12 protein-coding genes are annotated in these 17,765 nt (G+C 67.6%); 2 read left to right on the top strand and 10 right to left on the bottom strand.

What is annotated here, in order from left to right:
* Positions 1-40: 40 nt before the first annotated feature.
* Positions 41-988, top strand: a complete 948-nt coding sequence (locus ACZ470_RS04915) for a LysR family transcriptional regulator (protein ID WP_468424475.1) — start codon at positions 41-43, stop codon at positions 986-988.
* 91 nt (positions 989-1,079) lie between these two features.
* Positions 1,080-2,441 (top strand): carbohydrate-binding protein, encoded by a 1,362-nt coding sequence (locus ACZ470_RS04910; RefSeq protein ID WP_468424473.1) that lies wholly within the window; start codon positions 1,080-1,082, stop codon positions 2,439-2,441.
* 96 nt (positions 2,442-2,537) lie between these two features.
* On the opposite strand, the gene ACZ470_RS04905 is transcribed toward ACZ470_RS04910, so the two are convergent.
* From ACZ470_RS04905 to rplL, 10 genes are all read right to left on the bottom strand, one after another.
* A complete protein-coding gene (locus ACZ470_RS04905; RefSeq protein ID WP_468424471.1) occupies positions 2,538-2,771 on the bottom strand; it encodes a hypothetical protein in 234 nt (77 codons plus the stop codon).
* Positions 2,771-3,694: a hypothetical protein gene (locus ACZ470_RS04900; RefSeq protein WP_468424469.1), complete on the bottom strand. Its 924-nt coding sequence runs from the start codon at positions 3,692-3,694 to the stop codon at positions 2,771-2,773. Before ACZ470_RS04900 ends, ACZ470_RS04905 begins: the two co-directional genes overlap by 1 nt.
* Positions 3,695-3,883: 189 nt before the next feature.
* Positions 3,884-5,077, bottom strand: a complete 1,194-nt coding sequence (tuf, locus tag ACZ470_RS04895; RefSeq protein WP_190166808.1) for an elongation factor Tu — start codon at positions 5,075-5,077, stop codon at positions 3,884-3,886.
* 168 nt (positions 5,078-5,245) lie between these two features.
* Entirely contained in the window at positions 5,246-7,372 is a 2,127-nt protein-coding gene (gene fusA, locus ACZ470_RS04890; RefSeq protein ID WP_468424467.1) for an elongation factor G, read from the bottom strand.
* A 39-nt stretch (positions 7,373-7,411) separates the two neighbouring features.
* Positions 7,412-7,882: a 30S ribosomal protein S7 gene (rpsG, locus tag ACZ470_RS04885; protein ID WP_003998848.1), complete on the bottom strand. Its 471-nt coding sequence runs from the start codon at positions 7,880-7,882 to the stop codon at positions 7,412-7,414.
* Between the two features lie 2 nt (positions 7,883-7,884).
* A complete protein-coding gene (gene rpsL / locus ACZ470_RS04880; protein ID WP_003948652.1) occupies positions 7,885-8,256 on the bottom strand; it encodes a 30S ribosomal protein S12 in 372 nt (123 codons plus the stop codon).
* 295 nt (positions 8,257-8,551) lie between these two features.
* Positions 8,552-9,115: a DUF1707 and DUF4190 domain-containing protein gene (locus ACZ470_RS04875; RefSeq protein WP_468424466.1), complete on the bottom strand. Its 564-nt coding sequence runs from the start codon at positions 9,113-9,115 to the stop codon at positions 8,552-8,554.
* A gap of 141 nt (positions 9,116-9,256) precedes the next feature.
* Positions 9,257-13,156 (bottom strand): DNA-directed RNA polymerase subunit beta', encoded by a 3,900-nt coding sequence (locus ACZ470_RS04870; RefSeq protein ID WP_468424464.1) that lies wholly within the window; start codon positions 13,154-13,156, stop codon positions 9,257-9,259.
* Between the two features lie 95 nt (positions 13,157-13,251).
* Positions 13,252-16,737 carry a DNA-directed RNA polymerase subunit beta gene (gene rpoB / locus ACZ470_RS04865; protein WP_468424462.1) on the bottom strand — a complete coding sequence of 1,162 codons (3,486 nt, stop codon included), beginning with the start codon at positions 16,735-16,737 and terminating at the stop codon, positions 13,252-13,254.
* A gap of 582 nt (positions 16,738-17,319) precedes the next feature.
* A complete protein-coding gene (gene rplL / locus ACZ470_RS04860) occupies positions 17,320-17,706 on the bottom strand; it encodes a 50S ribosomal protein L7/L12 (protein WP_468424460.1) in 387 nt (128 codons plus the stop codon).
* Between the last annotated feature and the right edge of the window lie 59 nt (positions 17,707-17,765).

The following is a 17,765-nucleotide window of genomic DNA, read 5'->3' as shown; positions in this document are numbered from 1 at the left end:
ACCTCTTGCCCCTGCCCCTCCCAAGCCGCAAGCTCCCCTCATGGAGCTGGAGTTGCGGCATCTGAAGACGATCCGGGCGATTGCCGACGCCGGCAGCCTGACCAGGGCGGCGACAGCGCTCGGGCTCGCCCAGCCCGCGCTGAGCGCACAGCTCAAACGGATCGAACGCGCCCTGGGCGGGGAGCTGTTCGAGCGCGGCCGGCACGGGGTGCGGGCCACCGCACTGGGCGAACTCGTCCTGGAACGCAGCCGGATCGTCCTGCCCGCGGTGACGGAGTTACAGCAGGAGGCGGCCCGCTTCGCGAGGGCTCCGCGCGCCACGGCGTGCTTCCGGCTGGGCGGCACCCACGGCCCCCTGCTGGGCGCCCTGGTGGACCGGCTGGCGGACAAGGCGCCCGACGCCCGGGTGACCACCTGCACCTCCTGGTCCGAGCGAGAGCTGGCCGAACTGCTGACCGAGGGGCGCCTGGACTTCGCCCTCGCGGGGACGTGCGGCTCCGCCGCGCCGCCCAGCGCGGAGGGGCTGGTCTGGCAGGAGGTCGCGGTCGACCCGGTGTTCGTCATGGTGCCGGAGGGCCACCCGCTCGCCCGCCCGGGCGAGGTCGAACTGACCGAGCTGGCCGGTGAGGAGTGGGCCTGCGTACCCGGCGACGGCTGCTTCGGGGACTGCTTCACGGCGGCCTGCGCCCGCGCCGGATTCACCCCGCGCCGCATGTACGAGACTGACACCTCGTCGCTGGTCCATCTGGTGCAGGTCGGCCGGGCGGTCGGGCTGTGCCGGGCGACCTTCCCGACCACGCCCGGGATCATCACCCGGCCGCTCAAGGGCACCCCGCTGACCTGGCGGCATCTGCTGGGCTGGCACCGGGTGACCCAGCGGGCGGAGACCGCCGCCACCGTCCTCGAACAGGCCCGGATGGCCCACGCGGGCGTCGCGGCGCGCAGCGACAGCTACACGGAGTGGCTCGCCGCCAAACCCGTTCCATAACACCGGGGAGGGGGCCGACCGACGTCTTACGACGCCCGGTCGCCCCTCCCTACGGTTTCGGCACCTCCCCACCGAACCGAGGAGATGCCCCATGCCCCATCGACACCTCCCCCGACGCACCAGAGCCGTGGGTGCCGCCGTCGCGGCGACGGCCGCCCTGCTCGTGGCCGGGCTCAGCGGCTCCGCGAGCGCGGAGCCGACCACCTCGGCGGCACAGGCACTGCGCACGGACGCCGCCCCGCCCGCGCTCCTCAAGGCCATGGAACGCGACCTCGGACTGGACCGGGCGCAGGCGGAACGCCGCCTGGCGAACGAGGCGGAGGCGGGCGCCACCGCCGGCCGCCTCCGCGCCGCGCTGGGCTCCGACTTCGCGGGCGCCTGGGTGAGCGGCGCCGAGTCCGGCACGCTCACGGTGGCGACGACCGACACCGCCGACGTACGGGCCATCGAGGCGCGGGGCGCCAAGGCCAGCGTCGTACGCCACTCCCTGGCCGACCTGGATGCCGCCAAGGCCCGCGTGGACCGGGCGGCACAGCGGAACGACACCACCGACGCCCCGGTCTGGTACGTCGACGTCCGCACGAACACGGTGACCGTCCAGGCGATACGCCCCTCCGCGGCCCGCGCCCTGCTGTCGGCGGCCGGCGTCGACAGCTCCCTCACCCGGATCGAGAAGACGGCCGACCGGCCCCGCGCGCTGTACGACCTGCGCGGCGGCGAGGCGTACTACATCAACAACAGCGGCCGCTGCTCGATCGGCTTCCCCGTCACCAAGGGCACCCAGCAGGGCTACGCCACGGCCGGCCACTGCGGCCGGACCGGCAACAGCACGAGCGGCCACAACCGGGTGGCCCAGGGCACCTTCCAGGGCTCGATCTTCCCGGGCCGGGACATGGCGTGGGTGGCCACCAACTCCCAGTGGACGGCGACTCCTTACGTGAAGGGCTCCGGCGGCCAGAACGTCCAGGTCACCGGCTCCACCCAGGCCACGGTCGGCGCGTCGGTGTGCCGCTCCGGCTCCACCACCGGCTGGCACTGCGGCAACATCCAGGTGCTGAACACCAGCGTGACCTACCCCGAGGGCACCATCTCCGGCGTGACCCAGACCTCGGTGTGCGCCGAACCCGGCGACTCGGGCGGCTCGTACATCTCCGGCAGCCAGGCGCAGGGCGTCACCTCGGGCGGCTCGGGCAACTGCAGCAGCGGCGGTACGACCTTCTTCCAGCCGATCAACCCGCTGCTCCAGAACTACGGCCTCACCCTGAAGACGAACGGCGGCGGCGAGGAGCCGCCCGGGGAGGAGGAGCCGGGCGGCACCTGGGCGGCCGGCACCGTCTACCAGCCGGGCGACACGGTCACCTACGGCGGCGCCACCTACCGCTGCCTCCAGGGCCACCAGGCCCAGGTGGGCTGGGAGCCTTCGAACGTCCCGGCCCTCTGGCAGCGCGTCTGACCCACACCTGACCATCCCAACGGGGGGAACCGGACCGGCCCCGGGCACGCACCTGACCGCGCGCCCGGGGCCGGTCCATGCTGCACGCCGAGTACCTCAGACCGGCTCGCCGTCGAATACGCCGGCCGCCGACGTGGCGGTGAGGGCCCGCTTGAACCAATGACTCAGCAAGTCAGGGTCGCCGCAGCCGACGATGCGCTCCCGGTCTCCTTCTGTGACCTCGACACCCCGATGAGCCAGCAGAAGCAGTACGGCCTCCGCCCGCCCCTCGGCCCGCCCCTCGGCTCGAAGCTGCTGGGCAGTCTGCGACTGGAAGAAGGAAAGGTCCATCAGTCCGCAAGCCCCGTCTCACCGACCGACGCGAAGACCTCCGCCGTCGACTTCGCGGTCAGGGCCCTCGTGAGCCACAGGTCCAGTACGTCAGGGTCGCCGCAGCCGACGATGCGCTCCCGGTCCTCTTCGCTGACCTCGACGCTCCGGTGACCCAGCAGAACCAGAACAGCTTCCGCCCGGCCCTCTGCCCGGCCCTCTTCCCGGCCCTTCTCCTCGCCCTCGGCCCGAAGCTTCTGGGCGGTCTGCGACTGGAAGAAGGAAAGGTCGACGGCCATGAGGTGCCTCCAGATGTCCGCGGCCGGCGTCTTGCCGAGGCCTTGTTCCGTGAGTTCGATGAAGAAGACTGCCGATTCCTCGTCGTCGGCCGACAAGCCCTTGAGTGCCTTTGCCAGTGCGGCCAGTATGGCATCGGCCTCCGGGTCACGGCTGTGCAGCGCAGCCGACAGGACCGTGAGCGGGATGTCGCGGGCGGCCTCGTCGGGGCTGTCGATCACCGGTACGTCGTCGGGCCCCAGGACGAGGGGACGCAAGCTGAGCGTGGGCCACTGCCGGGGGCCGATGTCGAACTGCCGGGCTGCCCACGCGGCGGTCCCCCGGTCCGCGCAGACGACCAGGAGCACCGGCGGGATGCGGTACTTGGCGTACGCGTACGAGAGGTAGTACGCCCAGCTCGCGGGCTTGCGCGGGTCCGGTTCGCCCTGTGACTCGACCGCGAGGAGGAAACTGCCGTCCTCGGTGTCCATCCGCAGCAGCGTGTCCACCCGGCGCTCCAACGGCCGGGTCTCCGTGAGGTCGGTGGAGAGCTCGACCGTGGAGAGGGGTGGGGGGAAGGCGGCGCCGAGGTTTCTGGCGACGCGCGCGAAGAGACCCGGGACCTCTTGGAAGATCCGGTGCAGGGCCTCATGGGATGAGCTGACCATGCGGCGAACGTACGGGCGGAATGGCATACGCCGCCCACATATGCCGGTCCGTTCACGCGAACGAACGACCTCCCCGGCACCGCAGTTGACGGCAACGAGCACCCGCACAACGAAAGGGCCCGCACGACCGAAGTCGTGCGGGCCCTCTCAGGTGCTCGCAGCAGGAGCTACCAGGTCAGATCAGCAAGCTCACTTGTTGATCTTGGTGACCTGGCCGGCGCCCACGGTCCGGCCACCCTCACGGATGGCGAACTTCAGGCCCTCCTCCATGGCGACGGGCTGGATGAGCTCCACCTTCATCTCGGTGTTGTCACCCGGCATGACCATCTCGGTGCCCTCGGGGAGGGTCACGACGCCGGTCACGTCCGTCGTACGGAAGTAGAACTGCGGGCGGTAGTTGTTGAAGAACGGGGTGTGGCGGCCACCCTCGTCCTTCGACAGGATGTAGGCCTGGGCCTCGAACTCGGTGTGCGGGGTGACCGAACCGGGCTTGATGATGACCTGGCCGCGCTCGACGTCCTCGCGCTTGATGCCGCGGAGCAGCAGACCGACGTTCTCACCGGCCTGGCCCTCGTCGAGCAGCTTGCGGAACATCTCGATACCGGTGACCGTGGTGGTGGTCTTCTCGGTCTTGATGCCGATGATGTCGACGGTCTCGTTGACCTTGAGGATACCGCGCTCGATACGACCGGTGACGACGGTGCCACGACCGGTGATCGTGAAGACGTCCTCGATCGGCATCAGGAACGGCTTGTCGACGTCGCGCTCGGGCTCCGGGATGGACTCGTCCACGGCCTTCATCAGCTCGAGGACGGAGTTGCCCCACTCCTTGTCGCCCTCGAGGGCCTTCAGAGCGGAGACCTTGACGACCGGAACGTCGTCGCCCGGGAACTCGTACTCGGAGAGGAGCTCACGGACCTCGAGCTCGACGAGCTCCAGGATCTCCTCGTCGTCCACCATGTCCGCCTTGTTCAGGGCGACGACGATGTAGGGAACGCCGACCTGGCGGGCCAGGAGCACGTGCTCCTTGGTCTGCGGCATCGGGCCGTCGGTGGCGGCGACCACGAGGATGGCGCCGTCCATCTGCGCCGCACCCGTGATCATGTTCTTGATGTAGTCCGCGTGACCGGGGCAGTCGACGTGGGCGTAGTGACGCGTCTCGGTCTGGTACTCGACGTGCGCGATGGAGATGGTGATACCGCGCTGGCGCTCTTCGGGAGCCTTGTCGATCTGGTCGAAGGCCGAGGCCTCGTTCAGGTCCGGGTACGCGTCGTGCAGCACCTTGGTAATGGCGGCCGTGAGGGTCGTCTTACCGTGGTCGATGTGACCGATGGTGCCGATGTTGACGTGCGGCTTAGTCCGCTCGAACTTCGCCTTCGCCACTGGGGTCCTCCTGTGGAGTGGTTCTGTACGCCTTACTCATCGGCGCCAGGTGATCTTTGCTGGGAAACCCGGGCCCGGGACATTCCGCCGGGGTGGCGGCGGAATGTCCCCTGCAGGCTCCGGGGTCAAGCCTAAAGCGTGTGAACGGGGTCCGTTAAACGGAGTCCGTTACTCGCCCTTGGCCTTCGCGATGATCTCCTCGGCGACGTTCCGCGGAACCTCGGCGTAGGAGTCGAACTGCATGGAGTAGCTGGCGCGGCCGGACGTCTTGCTGCGCAGGTCGCCGACGTAACCGAACATCTCCGAGAGGGGCACGAGACCCTTCACGACGCGGGCACCGGCCCGCTCCTCCATGGCCTGGATCTGGCCACGGCGGGAGTTGATGTCGCCGATGACCTCACCCATGTAGTCCTCGGGCGTGGTGACCTCGACGGCCATCATCGGCTCCAGGAGCACGGGCGAAGCCTTGCGCGCGGCCTCCTTGAAGGCCTGCGAACCGGCGATCTTGAACGCGAGCTCGGAGGAGTCGACCTCGTGGTAGCCACCGTCGATGAGCGTGACGCGGACGCCCGTCATCTCGTAGCCGGCCAGGATGCCGAACTGCATGGCCTCCTGGGCACCGGCGTCCACCGAAGGGATGTACTCCTTCGGGATGCGGCCACCGGTCACCTTGTTCACGAACTCGTACGAGGCGTCGCCGCCCTCGATCGGCTCGATCGCGATCTGCACCTTGGCGAACTGACCGGTACCACCGGTCTGCTTCTTGTGGGTGTAGTCCACGCGCTCGACGGTCTTGCGAATCGTCTCACGGTAGGCGACCTGCGGCTTGCCGACGTTGGCCTCGACCTTGAACTCACGGCGCATACGGTCGACCAGCACCTCGAGGTGCAGCTCGCCCATACCACCGATGATGGTCTGGCCCGTCTCCTCGTCCGAGTGGACCTGGAAGGACGGGTCCTCCTCGGCCAGACGCTGGATCGCGACGCCCAGCTTCTCCTGGTCGCCCTTCGACTTGGGCTCGATGGCGACCTGGATGACCGGCGCCGGGAAGTCCATGGACTCCAGGATGACCGGGCTCTTGTCGTCGGACAGCGTCTCACCGGTGGTGGTCTGCTTCAGACCCATGACGGCGACGATGTCGCCGGCGCCCACCGACTCGATCTCCTCACGCTTGTTGGCGTGCATGCGGTAGATCTTGCCGATGCGCTCCTTCTTGCCCTTGACGGAGTTCAGCACCGCGGTGCCGGACTCCAGGCGGCCCGAGTAGACCCGGACGAAGGTGAGCTTGCCGAGGTGCGGGTCGCTCATGATCTTGAAGGCCAGCGCGGCGAGCGGCTCGTCCTCGGACGGCTTCCGCTTGACGACGGTCTCGGCGTCCTTCGGGTCGTGGCCCTCGATGGCCTCGACGTCGAGCGGGGTCGGCAGGTAGCGCACGACCGCGTCGAGCAGGGGCTGGACGCCCTTGTTCTTGAACGCGGTGCCGCAGAACACCGGGGTGACCGTGGTGTCGCTGGACTTGCCGGACGCGATGGTGATGCGACGGATCGCGGCGTACAGCTGCTCCTCGGTGGGCTCCTGGCCCTCCAGGAACAGCTCCATGATCTCTTCGTCGTTCTCCGCGACGGCCTCGACCAGCTTGCCGCGCCACTCCTCGGCGGCCTCGGTGTGCGTGGCCGGGATGTCGACGACGTCGTACATCTCGCCCTTGGCCGCCTCGGCGGACCACACGAGCGCCTTCATGCGGACCAGGTCCACGACGCCCTTGAAGTCGGCCTCGGCACCGATCGGGAGCTGCATGACGAGCGGCTGGGCGCCCAGGCGGTCCGAGATCATGTCCACGCAACGGTGGAACTCGGCGCCGGTACGGTCCAGCTTGTTGACGAAGCAGATGCGGGGCACGCCGTAACGGTCGGCCTGACGCCACACCGTCTCGGACTGCGGCTCGACACCGGCGACACCGTCGAACACGGTCACGGCACCGTCGAGCACACGCAGGGAACGCTCCACCTCGACGGTGAAGTCGACGTGCCCCGGGGTGTCGATGATGTTGATCGTGTAGTCGTTGTCCTCGAGCGGCCAGTGACAGGTGGTCGCAGCAGACGTGATCGTGATGCCACGCTCCTGCTCCTGCTCCATCCAGTCCATGGTGGCAGCGCCGTCGTGGACCTCACCGATCTTGTACGAAACGCCGGTGTAGAACAGGATCCGCTCGGTGGTGGTCGTCTTGCCCGCGTCGATGTGGGCCATGATCCCGATGTTGCGGACCCTGGCCAGGTCAAGCGAAGTGGTAGCCATAAGGCTTCAGTCTTCTCTCGGTCTCGATGGGGTCTGCGACTACCAGCGGTAGTGCGCGAAGGCCTTGTTGGACTCGGCCATCTTGTGCGTGTCCTCGCGCTTCTTCACAGCGGCACCCAGGCCGTTGCTGGCGTCGAGGAGCTCGTTGAGCAGACGCTCGGTCATGGTCTTCTCGCGACGGGCGCGGGAGTAACCGACCAGCCAGCGCAGCGCCAGGGTGTTGGCACGGCCGGGCTTGACCTCGACCGGCACCTGGTAGGTGGCGCCACCGACACGGCGGGACTTGACCTCGAGGGTCGGCTTGATGTTCTCGAGAGCGCGCTTGAGCGTGATGACCGGGTCGTTGCCGGTCTTCTCGCGCAGACCCTCCATGGCGCCGTAGACGATGCGCTCGGCGGTGGAGCGCTTGCCGTTCAGCAGCACCTTGTTGATCAGGGAGGTCACCAGAGGAGAACCGTAGACCGGGTCGATGATGACCGGGCGCTTCGGGGCGGGGCCCTTACGAGGCATTCTTACTTCTCCTTCTTGGCGCCGTAACGGCTGCGAGCCTGCTTGCGGTTCTTGACACCCTGGGTGTCGAGGGAACCGCGGATGATCTTGTAGCGAACACCCGGCAGGTCCTTCACACGGCCGCCGCGCACGAGCACGATGGAGTGCTCCTGCAGGTTGTGTCCCTCACCCGGAATGTAGGCCGTGACCTCGATGCCGCTGGTCAGACGCACACGCGCGACCTTACGCAGGGCCGAGTTCGGCTTCTTCGGGGTGGTCGTGAACACACGCGTGCAGACGCCACGGCGCTGAGGGGAACCCTCGAGTGCGGGCGTCTTGTTCTTCTCGACCTTGTCCTGCCGGCCCTTGCGGACCAGCTGCTGGATCGTAGGCACTACTTCTCCGGTTTCTGTGTGCCGATGGGTACAGCTAACCTGGAACGTCGCCGACCCACGCGGTCGGGTGTGTCGAATGCCGCGGACTTCCACCGCAAGGCAGAAAGAAGCGCGGATTGCGGTGGCCGTTACTCAGCCCCGGTGCGGTGTGATGGCACGCACGAGGGCCAGGGCACACCCCAGGCACAAGGTCTGAGCGTACCTATCGCATTCGCTGCGGTCAAAACAAATGGGGCCGACCCGCATGACCATGCGCGCCGCGTCAAATACGTAACCCGCCAATGATCTTCCATTGTCAACCGGAAGCCAGCGCCAGCGCGAACGACAGCAGCATCAGAACCGCCCACGCGCCGTTCGCCAGCCAGCCGAGCGCCAGGCCGGTCAGGGCCAGTCCGTCGCCCTCCTCACCCGTGCGGGCGATCTCCGCCCGCGCCGCGTGCCCCAGGATCACCGCCGGAATGCCGGTGAGCCCGAAGGTGAGCAGGCAGAGCCCGCCGCACACGGCGGAGGCGACCGCCTTGCCGTTCACCCGCACCCGGGGCGCCGGCAGGAACACCGCCGGAACGGCGGGCGCGGCGTGCGGTACGGGCCCCTGCGGCAGGTCGGCCACCAGCAGCGCCAGCTCCCCCACCGTACGGGCCTCGTACGCCCGCGCGACCCTCCGGTCGAACTCGGGCTTCTCCAGCCGTCCCTCGCCGTATCCGGCTCTCAGGACGTCCACGGCCCGCTCCCGGTCGGCGTGCGAGGCGCGCATCGACGGGGCGGCGACCTGCCCGCCCCACGGCTGCCCGCCCCAGGGCTGGGGCACACCGGGCCCTCGCTGCCAGGGCTGCCCCTGCGGATACGGCGAATACGACACCGAGCACCATCTCCCCCGTCGATCCGGGTCCCTCCATGATGCGCTCGGGCGGACGATCCGGCACGGGTTCGGCACCGGGCAACGCCGAGGGGCGGCCACCCCGTACGGAGTGACCGCCCCTCAGTGCTTCAGACGTACGCCTTACTGGTTGTACGGACCGTAGTCGTAGTCCTCCAGCGGAACGGCCTGGCCGGAGCCCGTGCCGAACGGCGAGTAGTCGATGTCGTCGTAGCCGACGGCCGAGTACATCGCGGCCTTGGCCTCCTCGGTCGGCTCGACCCGGATGTTGCGGTAACGGGACAGACCCGTACCGGCCGGGATGAGCTTACCGATGATGACGTTCTCCTTGAGGCCGATGAGGCTGTCGGACTTGGCGTTGATCGCCGCGTCCGTCAGCACTCGGGTCGTCTCCTGGAAGGAGGCGGCCGACAGCCAGGACTCCGTCGCCAGCGAGGCCTTGGTGATACCCATCAGCTGCGGACGACCGGAGGCCGGGTGACCGCCCTCCTGGACCACACGACGGTTCTCGGTCTCGAACTTCGAACGCTCGACCAGCTCGCCGGGCAGCAGCTCGGCGTCGCCCGACTCGATGATCGTCACACGGCGCAGCATCTGCCGGATGATGATCTCGATGTGCTTGTCGTGGATCGACACGCCCTGCGAGTTGTAGACCTTCTGGACCTCGCCGACCAGGTGGACCTGGACGGCACGCTGACCCAGGATGCGCAGCACGTCGTGCGGGTTGGTGGCACCCACCGTGAGCTGCTGGCCCACCTCGACGTGGTCGCCCTCGCCGACCAGGACCTTGGCGCGCTTCGAGATCGGGTACGCCGTCTCGTCGCTGCCGTCGTCCGGGGTGACGACGAGCTTCTTCGTCTTCTCGGTCTCCTCGATCCGCACGCGGCCGGAGGCCTCGGAGATCGGGGCGACACCCTTCGGGGTACGGGCCTCGAAGAGCTCGACGACACGCGGCAGACCCTGGGTGATGTCGTCACCGGCCACACCACCGGTGTGGAAGGTACGCATCGTCAGCTGGGTGCCGGGCTCACCGATGGACTGGGCGGCGATGATGCCGACCGCCTCACCGATGTCGACCAGCTTGCCGGTGGCCAGCGAACGGCCGTAGCACATCGCGCAGGTGCCGACGGCGGACTCGCAGGTCAGGACCGAGCGGGTCTTGACCTCCTCGACGCCGCGGGAGACGAGCTCCTCGATGAGGACGTCGCCCAGGTCGGTGCCGGCCGGGGCCAGCACCTGGCCGTCGACCACGATGTCCTCGGCGAGGCAGCGCGCGTACACGGAGGTCTCGACATCGCCCTCCTTGCGGAGCACGCCCGCCTCGTCCCGGCTCGCGATCTTGAGGCGCAGACCGCGGTCGGTGCCGCAGTCCTCCTCGCGAATGATGACGTCCTGGGAGACGTCGACCAGACGACGGGTGAGGTAACCCGAGTCGGCGGTACGCAGAGCGGTGTCCGCCAGACCCTTACGGGCACCGTGCGTGGAGATGAAGTACTCCAGCACGGACAGGCCCTCACGGAACGACGCCTTGATCGGACGCGGGATCGTCTCGTTCTTCGCGTTCGACACCAGACCACGCATACCGGCGATCTGACGCATCTGCATCATGTTGCCTCGTGCGCCCGAGTTCACCATCATGAAGATCGGGTTGGTCTTCGGGAAGTTGTCGTTCATCGCCTCGGCGACCTCGTTGGTCGCCTTGGTCCAGATCGCGATGAGCTCCTGCGTGCGCTCGTCCTTGGTGATCAGACCGCGCTCGTACTGCTTCTGGACCTTCTCGTCCTGCGCCTCGTAGCCCTTGACGATCTCCTTCTTCGCCTCGGGAACGACGACGTCGGAGATGGCCACGGTCACGCCGGAACGGGTGGCCCAGTAGAAGCCGGACGCCTTCAGGTTGTCGAGCGTCGCCGCCACGATGACCTTGGGGTAGCGCTCGGCGAGGTCGTTGACGATCTCCGAGAGCTGCTTCTTGCCGACCTCGTAGTCGACGAACGGGTAGTCCTCGGGCAGCAGCTCGTTGAAGAGCGCGCGGCCCAGCGTGGTGTTCAGCCGGAAGCTGTCACCCTGCTGCCACTCGGGCTCACCCTCCTCGCGCGCCGGCGGGGTCCAGCCGCGCGGCGGGATGGTGCCCACCGGGAAGCGGATGTCGATCTTCGACTGGAGCGACAGCTCGCCCGCGTCGAAGGCCATGATCGCCTCCGCGACCGAGGCGAAGGAACGGCCCTCGCCCTTGAGGTCGCGCATCTCGCCGTCGGTGGTGAGGAAGAACAGACCGAGGACCATGTCCTGGGTCGGCATCGTCACCGGACGGCCGTCGGCCGGCTTGAGGATGTTGTTCGAGGACAGCATCAGGATGCGGGCCTCGGCCTGCGCCTCCGCGGACAGCGGCAGGTGCACGGCCATCTGGTCACCGTCGAAGTCCGCGTTGAACGCGGTGCAGACGAGCGGGTGGATCTGGATGGCCTTGCCCTCGACCAGCTGCGGCTCGAAGGCCTGGATGCCGAGGCGGTGCAGCGTGGGCGCACGGTTCAGCAGGACCGGGTGCTCCGCGATGACCTCTTCCAGCACGTCGTACACGACCGTGCGGCCGCGCTCGACCATGCGCTTGGCGCTCTTGATGTTCTGCGCGTGGTTCAGGTCGACCAGGCGCTTCATCACGAACGGCTTGAAGAGCTCCAGCGCCATCGCCTTCGGCAGACCGCACTGGTGCAGCTTCAGCTGCGGACCGACGACGATCACGGAACGCGCGGAGTAGTCCACACGCTTACCGAGCAGGTTCTGACGGAAGCGGCCCTGCTTGCCCTTCAGCATGTCGCTGAGGGACTTCAGCGGGCGGTTACCGGGACCGGTCACCGGACGGCCACGACGGCCGTTGTCGAAGAGCGCGTCCACGGCCTCCTGGAGCATGCGCTTCTCGTTGTTCACGATGATCTCGGGCGCGCCGAGGTCGAGAAGCCGCTTCAGGCGGTTGTTGCGGTTGATGACACGGCGGTACAGGTCGTTCAGGTCGGAGGTCGCGAAGCGGCCACCGTCCAGCTGCACCATCGGACGCAGGTCCGGCGGGATGACCGGCACGCAGTCGAGCACCATGCCCTTGGGGCTGTTGCTGGTCTGCAGGAACGCGGAGACGACCTTGAGGCGCTTGAGCGCACGGGTCTTCTTCTGGCCCTTGCCGGTACGGATGATCTCGCGGAGCTTCTCGGCCTCCTCGTCGAGGTCGAAGGACTCCAGGCGCTTCTGGAGCGCCGCGGCACCCATCGAGCCGTCGAAGTACGTGCCGAAGCGGTCGCGCAGCTCGCGGTAGAGCAGCTCGTCGCCCTCGAGGTCCTGGACCTTGAGGTTCTTGAACCGGTTCCACACCTCGTCGAGGCGGTCGATCTCGCGCTGCGCGCGGTCGCGCAGCTGCTTCATCTCACGCTCGGCACCCTCGCGCACCTTGCGGCGCACATCGGCCTTGGCGCCCTCGGCCTCCAGCTCGGCCAGGTCGGTCTCGAGCTTCTTGGCGCGGGCCTCCAGGTCGGCGTCCCGGCGGTTCTCGATCTGCTGGCGCTCGACGGAGACGTGGGCCTCCAGCGAGGGCAGGTCGCGGGTGCGGCGCTCCTCGTCGACGTACGTGATCATGTACGCCGCGAAGTAGATGACCTTCTCCAGGTCCTTCGGGGCGAGGTCGAGCAGGTAGCCCAGCCGCGACGGAACGCCCTTGAAGTACCAGATGTGCGTGACGGGGGCGGCCAGCTCGATGTGGCCCATCCGCTCACGGCGCACCTTGGCGCGCGTGACCTCGACGCCGCAGCGCTCACAGATGATGCCCTTGAAGCGGACGCGCTTGTACTTGCCGCAGTAGCACTCCCAGTCCCGGGTCGGACCGAAGATCTTCTCGCAGAAGAGTCCGTCCTTTTCGGGCTTGAGGGTGCGGTAGTTGATGGTCTCGGGCTTCTTGACCTCGCCGTGGCTCCACTGACGGATGTCGTCCGCGGTGGCCAGGCCGATCCGGAGCTCGTCGAAGAAGTTGACGTCGAGCACTATGCGTCAATCCCTCTCAGGGTCGTAAGTCTTGGGGTCTGAAACGGGGGTCCTGGGGCGGGCGGCCCGGAGTTCACCGGGCCACCCCACTCCCGTCAGACCTCTTCGACGCTGCTCGGCTCGCGCCGGGACAGGTCGATGCCGAGCTCCTCCGCAGCGCGGAAGACGTCCTCGTCGGTGTCACGCATCTCGATGGACATACCGTCGCTGGACAGCACCTCCACGTTCAGGCACAGGGACTGCATCTCCTTGATGAGGACCTTGAAGGACTCGGGGATGCCGGGCTCGGGGATGTTCTCGCCCTTGACGATGGCCTCGTAGACCTTCACGCGGCCGGTGACGTCGTCGGACTTGATGGTCAGCAGCTCCTGGAGCGCGTAGGCGGCGCCGTACGCCTCGAGTGCCCACACCTCCATCTCGCCGAACCGCTGGCCACCGAACTGAGCCTTACCACCCAGCGGCTGCTGGGTGATCATGGAGTACGGACCGGTCGAACGGGCGTGCAGCTTGTCGTCGACCAGGTGGTGCAGCTTCAGGATGTACATGTAGCCGACCGAGATCGGGTCCGGGAACGGCTCACCGCTGCGGCCGTCGAACAGCCGCGCCTTGCCGGTCGGGAGCACCATGCGCTCGCCGTCGCGGTTCGGGATGGTGTGCTGGAGCAGACCCGCGAGCTCGTCCTCACGCGCACCGTCGAAGACCGGGGTGGCCACGTTGGTGCCGGGCTCGACCTTGTCGGCGCCGATCGCCTGGAGCCGCTCGGCCCACTCCTCCGCAAGGCCGGAGACGTCCCAGCCGCGGCTGGCGAGCCAGCCGAGGTGGATCTCCAGGACCTGTCCCGGGTTCATTCGGGACGGCACACCCAGCGGGTTGAGGATGATGTCGACCGGGGTCCCGTCCTCGAGGAACGGCATGTCCTCGATGGGCAGGATCTTGGAGATGACGCCCTTGTTGCCGTGACGGCCGGCGAGCTTGTCACCGTCGGTGATCTTGCGCTTCTGCGCGACGTAGACGCGCACCAGCTGGTTCACACCGGGGGGAAGCTCGTCGCCCTCCTCGCGGTCGAAGACGCGCACGCCGATGACCTTGCCGGTCTCGCCGTGCGGCACCTTCAGCGAGGTGTCACGGACCTCACGGGCCTTCTCACCGAAGATCGCGCGGAGCAGGCGCTCCTCGGGCGTCAGCTCGGTCTCACCCTTGGGCGTGACCTTGCCGACGAGGATGTCACCGGCGATGACCTCGGCACCGATACGGATGATGCCGCGCTCGTCGAGGTCGGCGAGGACCTCCTCGGAGACGTTCGGGATGTCCCGGGTGATCTCCTCGGGGCCGAGCTTGGTGTCACGGGCGTCGACCTCGTGCTCCTCGATGTGGATCGAGGAGAGGACGTCGTCCTGCACGAGGCGCTGCGACAGGATGATCGCGTCCTCGTAGTTGTGACCCTCCCACGGCATGAACGCGACCAGCAGGTTCTTGCCGAGCGCCATCTCGCCGTTCTGCGTGGCGGGACCGTCGGCGAGGACCTGGCCGGTGATGATCCGGTCGCCCTCGTTGACGATGACCTTCTGGTTGACCGAGGTGCCCTGGTTGGACCGGGAGAACTTGGCCAGGCGGTACGTGATGTACGTGCCGTCGTCGTTGGCGGTGGTGATGTAGTCCGCGGAGACCTCCTGGACCACACCGTCCTTCTCGGCCTTGACCACGTCGCCGGCGTCGACGGCGGAGCGGTACTCCATGCCGGTGCCGACGAGCGGGGACTCGCTCTTGATGAGCGGCACGGCCTGGCGCATCATGTTCGCGCCCATGAGGGCACGGTTGGCGTCGTCGTGCTCGAGGAACGGGATCATGGCGGTCGCGACCGACACCATCTGGCGCGGCGAGACGTCCATGTAGTCGACGTCGTCACCGGGGACGTAGTCGACCTCGCCGCCACGGCGGCGGACCAGGATCCGGTTCTCCACGAACCGCAGCTCGTCGTTGAGCGGGGCGTTGGCCTGCGCGATGACGAAGCGGTCCTCCTCGTCGGCGGTCAGGTAGTCGACCTCGTCGGTGACCTGGCCCTCGACGACCTTGCGGTACGGCGTCTCGATGAAGCCGAAGGGGTTGATCCGGCCGTACGAGGCGAGCGAGCCGATCAGACCGATGTTCGGGCCTTCCGGCGTCTCGATCGGGCACATGCGGCCGTAGTGCGACGGGTGCACGTCACGGACCTCGAAGCCGGCCCGCTCACGGGAGAGACCACCCGGGCCGAGGGCGTTGAGACGACGCTTGTGCGTCAGGCCCGACAGCGGGTTGTTCTGGTCCATGAACTGGGACAGCTGGCTGGTGCCGAAGAACTCCTTGATGGAGGCGACGACCGGCCGGATGTTGATCAGGGTCTGCGGCGTGATCGCCTCGACGTCCTGGGTGGTCATGCGCTCGCGCACGACGCGCTCCATACGGGCGAGACCCGTACGGACCTGGTTCTGGATCAGCTCGCCGACGTTACGGATGCGACGGTTGCCGAAGTGGTCGATGTCGTCGGTCTCGACCATGATCGAGCGACCGGACTCGCCGACCGTCTCGGTCTCGCCGGCGTGCAGCTTCACCAGGTACTTGATGGTAGCGATGATGTCGTCGGTGGTGAGCACACCGGCGTCCAGCGGCTCGTCCCCGCCGAGCTTCTTGTTCACCTTGTAGCGGCCGACCTTGGCGAGGTCGTAGCGCTTGGGGTTGAAGTAGAGGTTCTCGAGCAGGGTCTGCGCGGCCTCACGCGTGGGGGGCTCGCCCGGACGGAGCTTGCGGTAGATGTCGAGCAGCGCGTCGTCCTGGCCCTGGGTGTGGTCCTTCTCCAGGGTGGCGCGCATGGACTCGTACTCGCCGAACTCCTCGAGGATCTGCTCGGTGGTCCAGCCGAGCGCCTTCAGGAGGACGGTCACGGACTGCTTGCGCTTGCGGTCGATGCGGACGCCGACCATGTCGCGCTTGTCGATCTCCATCTCCAGCCAGGCACCCCGGGAGGGGATGATCTTGGCGGAGAAGATGTCCTTGTCGGACGTCTTGTCGATGCTGGAGTCGAAGTAGACACCGGGCGAGCGGACGAGCTGGGACACCACGACACGCTCGGTGCCGTTGATGACGAAGGTGCCCTTGTTCGTCATGAGCGGGAAGTCGCCCATGAAGACGGTCTGGGACTTGATCTCGCCGGTCTCGTTGTTGGTGAACTCGGCGGTGACGAAGAGCGGGGCCGCGTACGTGAAGTCGCGCTCCTTGCACTCGTCGATGGAGTTCTTCGGCGGCTCGAAGCGGTGGTCACGGAAGGTCAGGGACATCGACCCGGAGAAGTCCTCGATCGGGGAGATCTCTTCGAAGATCTCCTCCAGACCGGACTTGGTGGGGACGTCCTGCCCGTTCTCGAGAGCCTCCTCGACCCGACTCTGCCAGGCGGTGTTGCCGAGCAGCCAGTCGAAGCTCTCGGTCTGCAGCGCGAGCAGGTTCGGAACCTCGAGAGGCTCCTTGATCTTTGCAAAGGAGATGCGCAGCGGGGCGGTGCTGGCGCCGTTGTTCGTATTCGCGGTCGAGGCGTTGCGCGAGGCGGCCAAGAGGGGGTCCTTCCGAGGGCTCGGACTCACTACGCGCGTACCGGCCCCCCACTGGGCAGAGAGACAGACATCCCAGGTCAGAGATGATCTAGTCGTCAATGCTCGAGTGAGGGCATGCCCCTGGTGACGGGCAGGGGACAGCTAACAGGCAGCGCAAAGGGTCAGTGTAGCCACTTGGCACACTGATGTCCAATGCCGGTTTACGAGACCGGTGGAGGCCCTCGTTGTTCTCAACTCCTGCGACAAGGCGCTGCCCTCAACGCACGTTGATACTGCCCTCTTTGCCGTCGATCCATGCCTCGGATTCGGATCCTTGTGACGACGCGTCCTGAGAATTGCGCGCTGCGTGCGGTTCGTCAAGGCCCCCCTTGCCGGAACCGCCTGCCACCAGGCCGATCCTCGCGGCCCCCGGGAGGCACAACGAAGATCACCATACCCCTCGCCGTCACGCGTGCAAGGCAGCCGCCGCCGGACCCCCCGATACGCCGAAGAGCGACCACCCGGATGGATGATCGCTCCTCAGCGCTTGAGCGTTACACGTCCCTGGGGACGCGCAGGGGGCCCTGTGGGACCCGGAAGGTCTTACTTGACCTCGACGGAGGCGCCGGCGCCCTTGAGGGACTCGGCGGCCTTGTCGGCGGTCTCCTTGTTGACCTTCTCGAGGACCGGCTTCGGGGTGCCGTCGACGAGGTCCTTGGCCTCCTTCAGACCCAGGGAGGTCAGCTCACGCACGACCTTGATGACCTGGATCTTCTTGTCGCCGGCGCCGGTGAGGATGACGTCGAACTCGTCCTTCTCGGCCTCGGCCTCGGCCGGGGCACCCGGGGCGCCCGGGGCGGCGACGGCGGCGACCGCGGCGGCGGCGGTGACGTCGAACTTCTCCTCGAAGGCCTTCACGAACTCGGAGAGCTCGATGAGGGTCATCTCCTCGAACTGCGCGAGCAGGTCTTCCTGGCTGAGCTTCGCCATGATGGCGGTCCTTCCACTAAATCGGCAGGTGCCGGATGTACGGGGTGAGGCGGGCGTAC

The organism is Streptomyces sp. NPDC031111, assembly GCF_055570675.1.
This window is presented reverse-complemented; position numbering and strand designations above follow the sequence as displayed.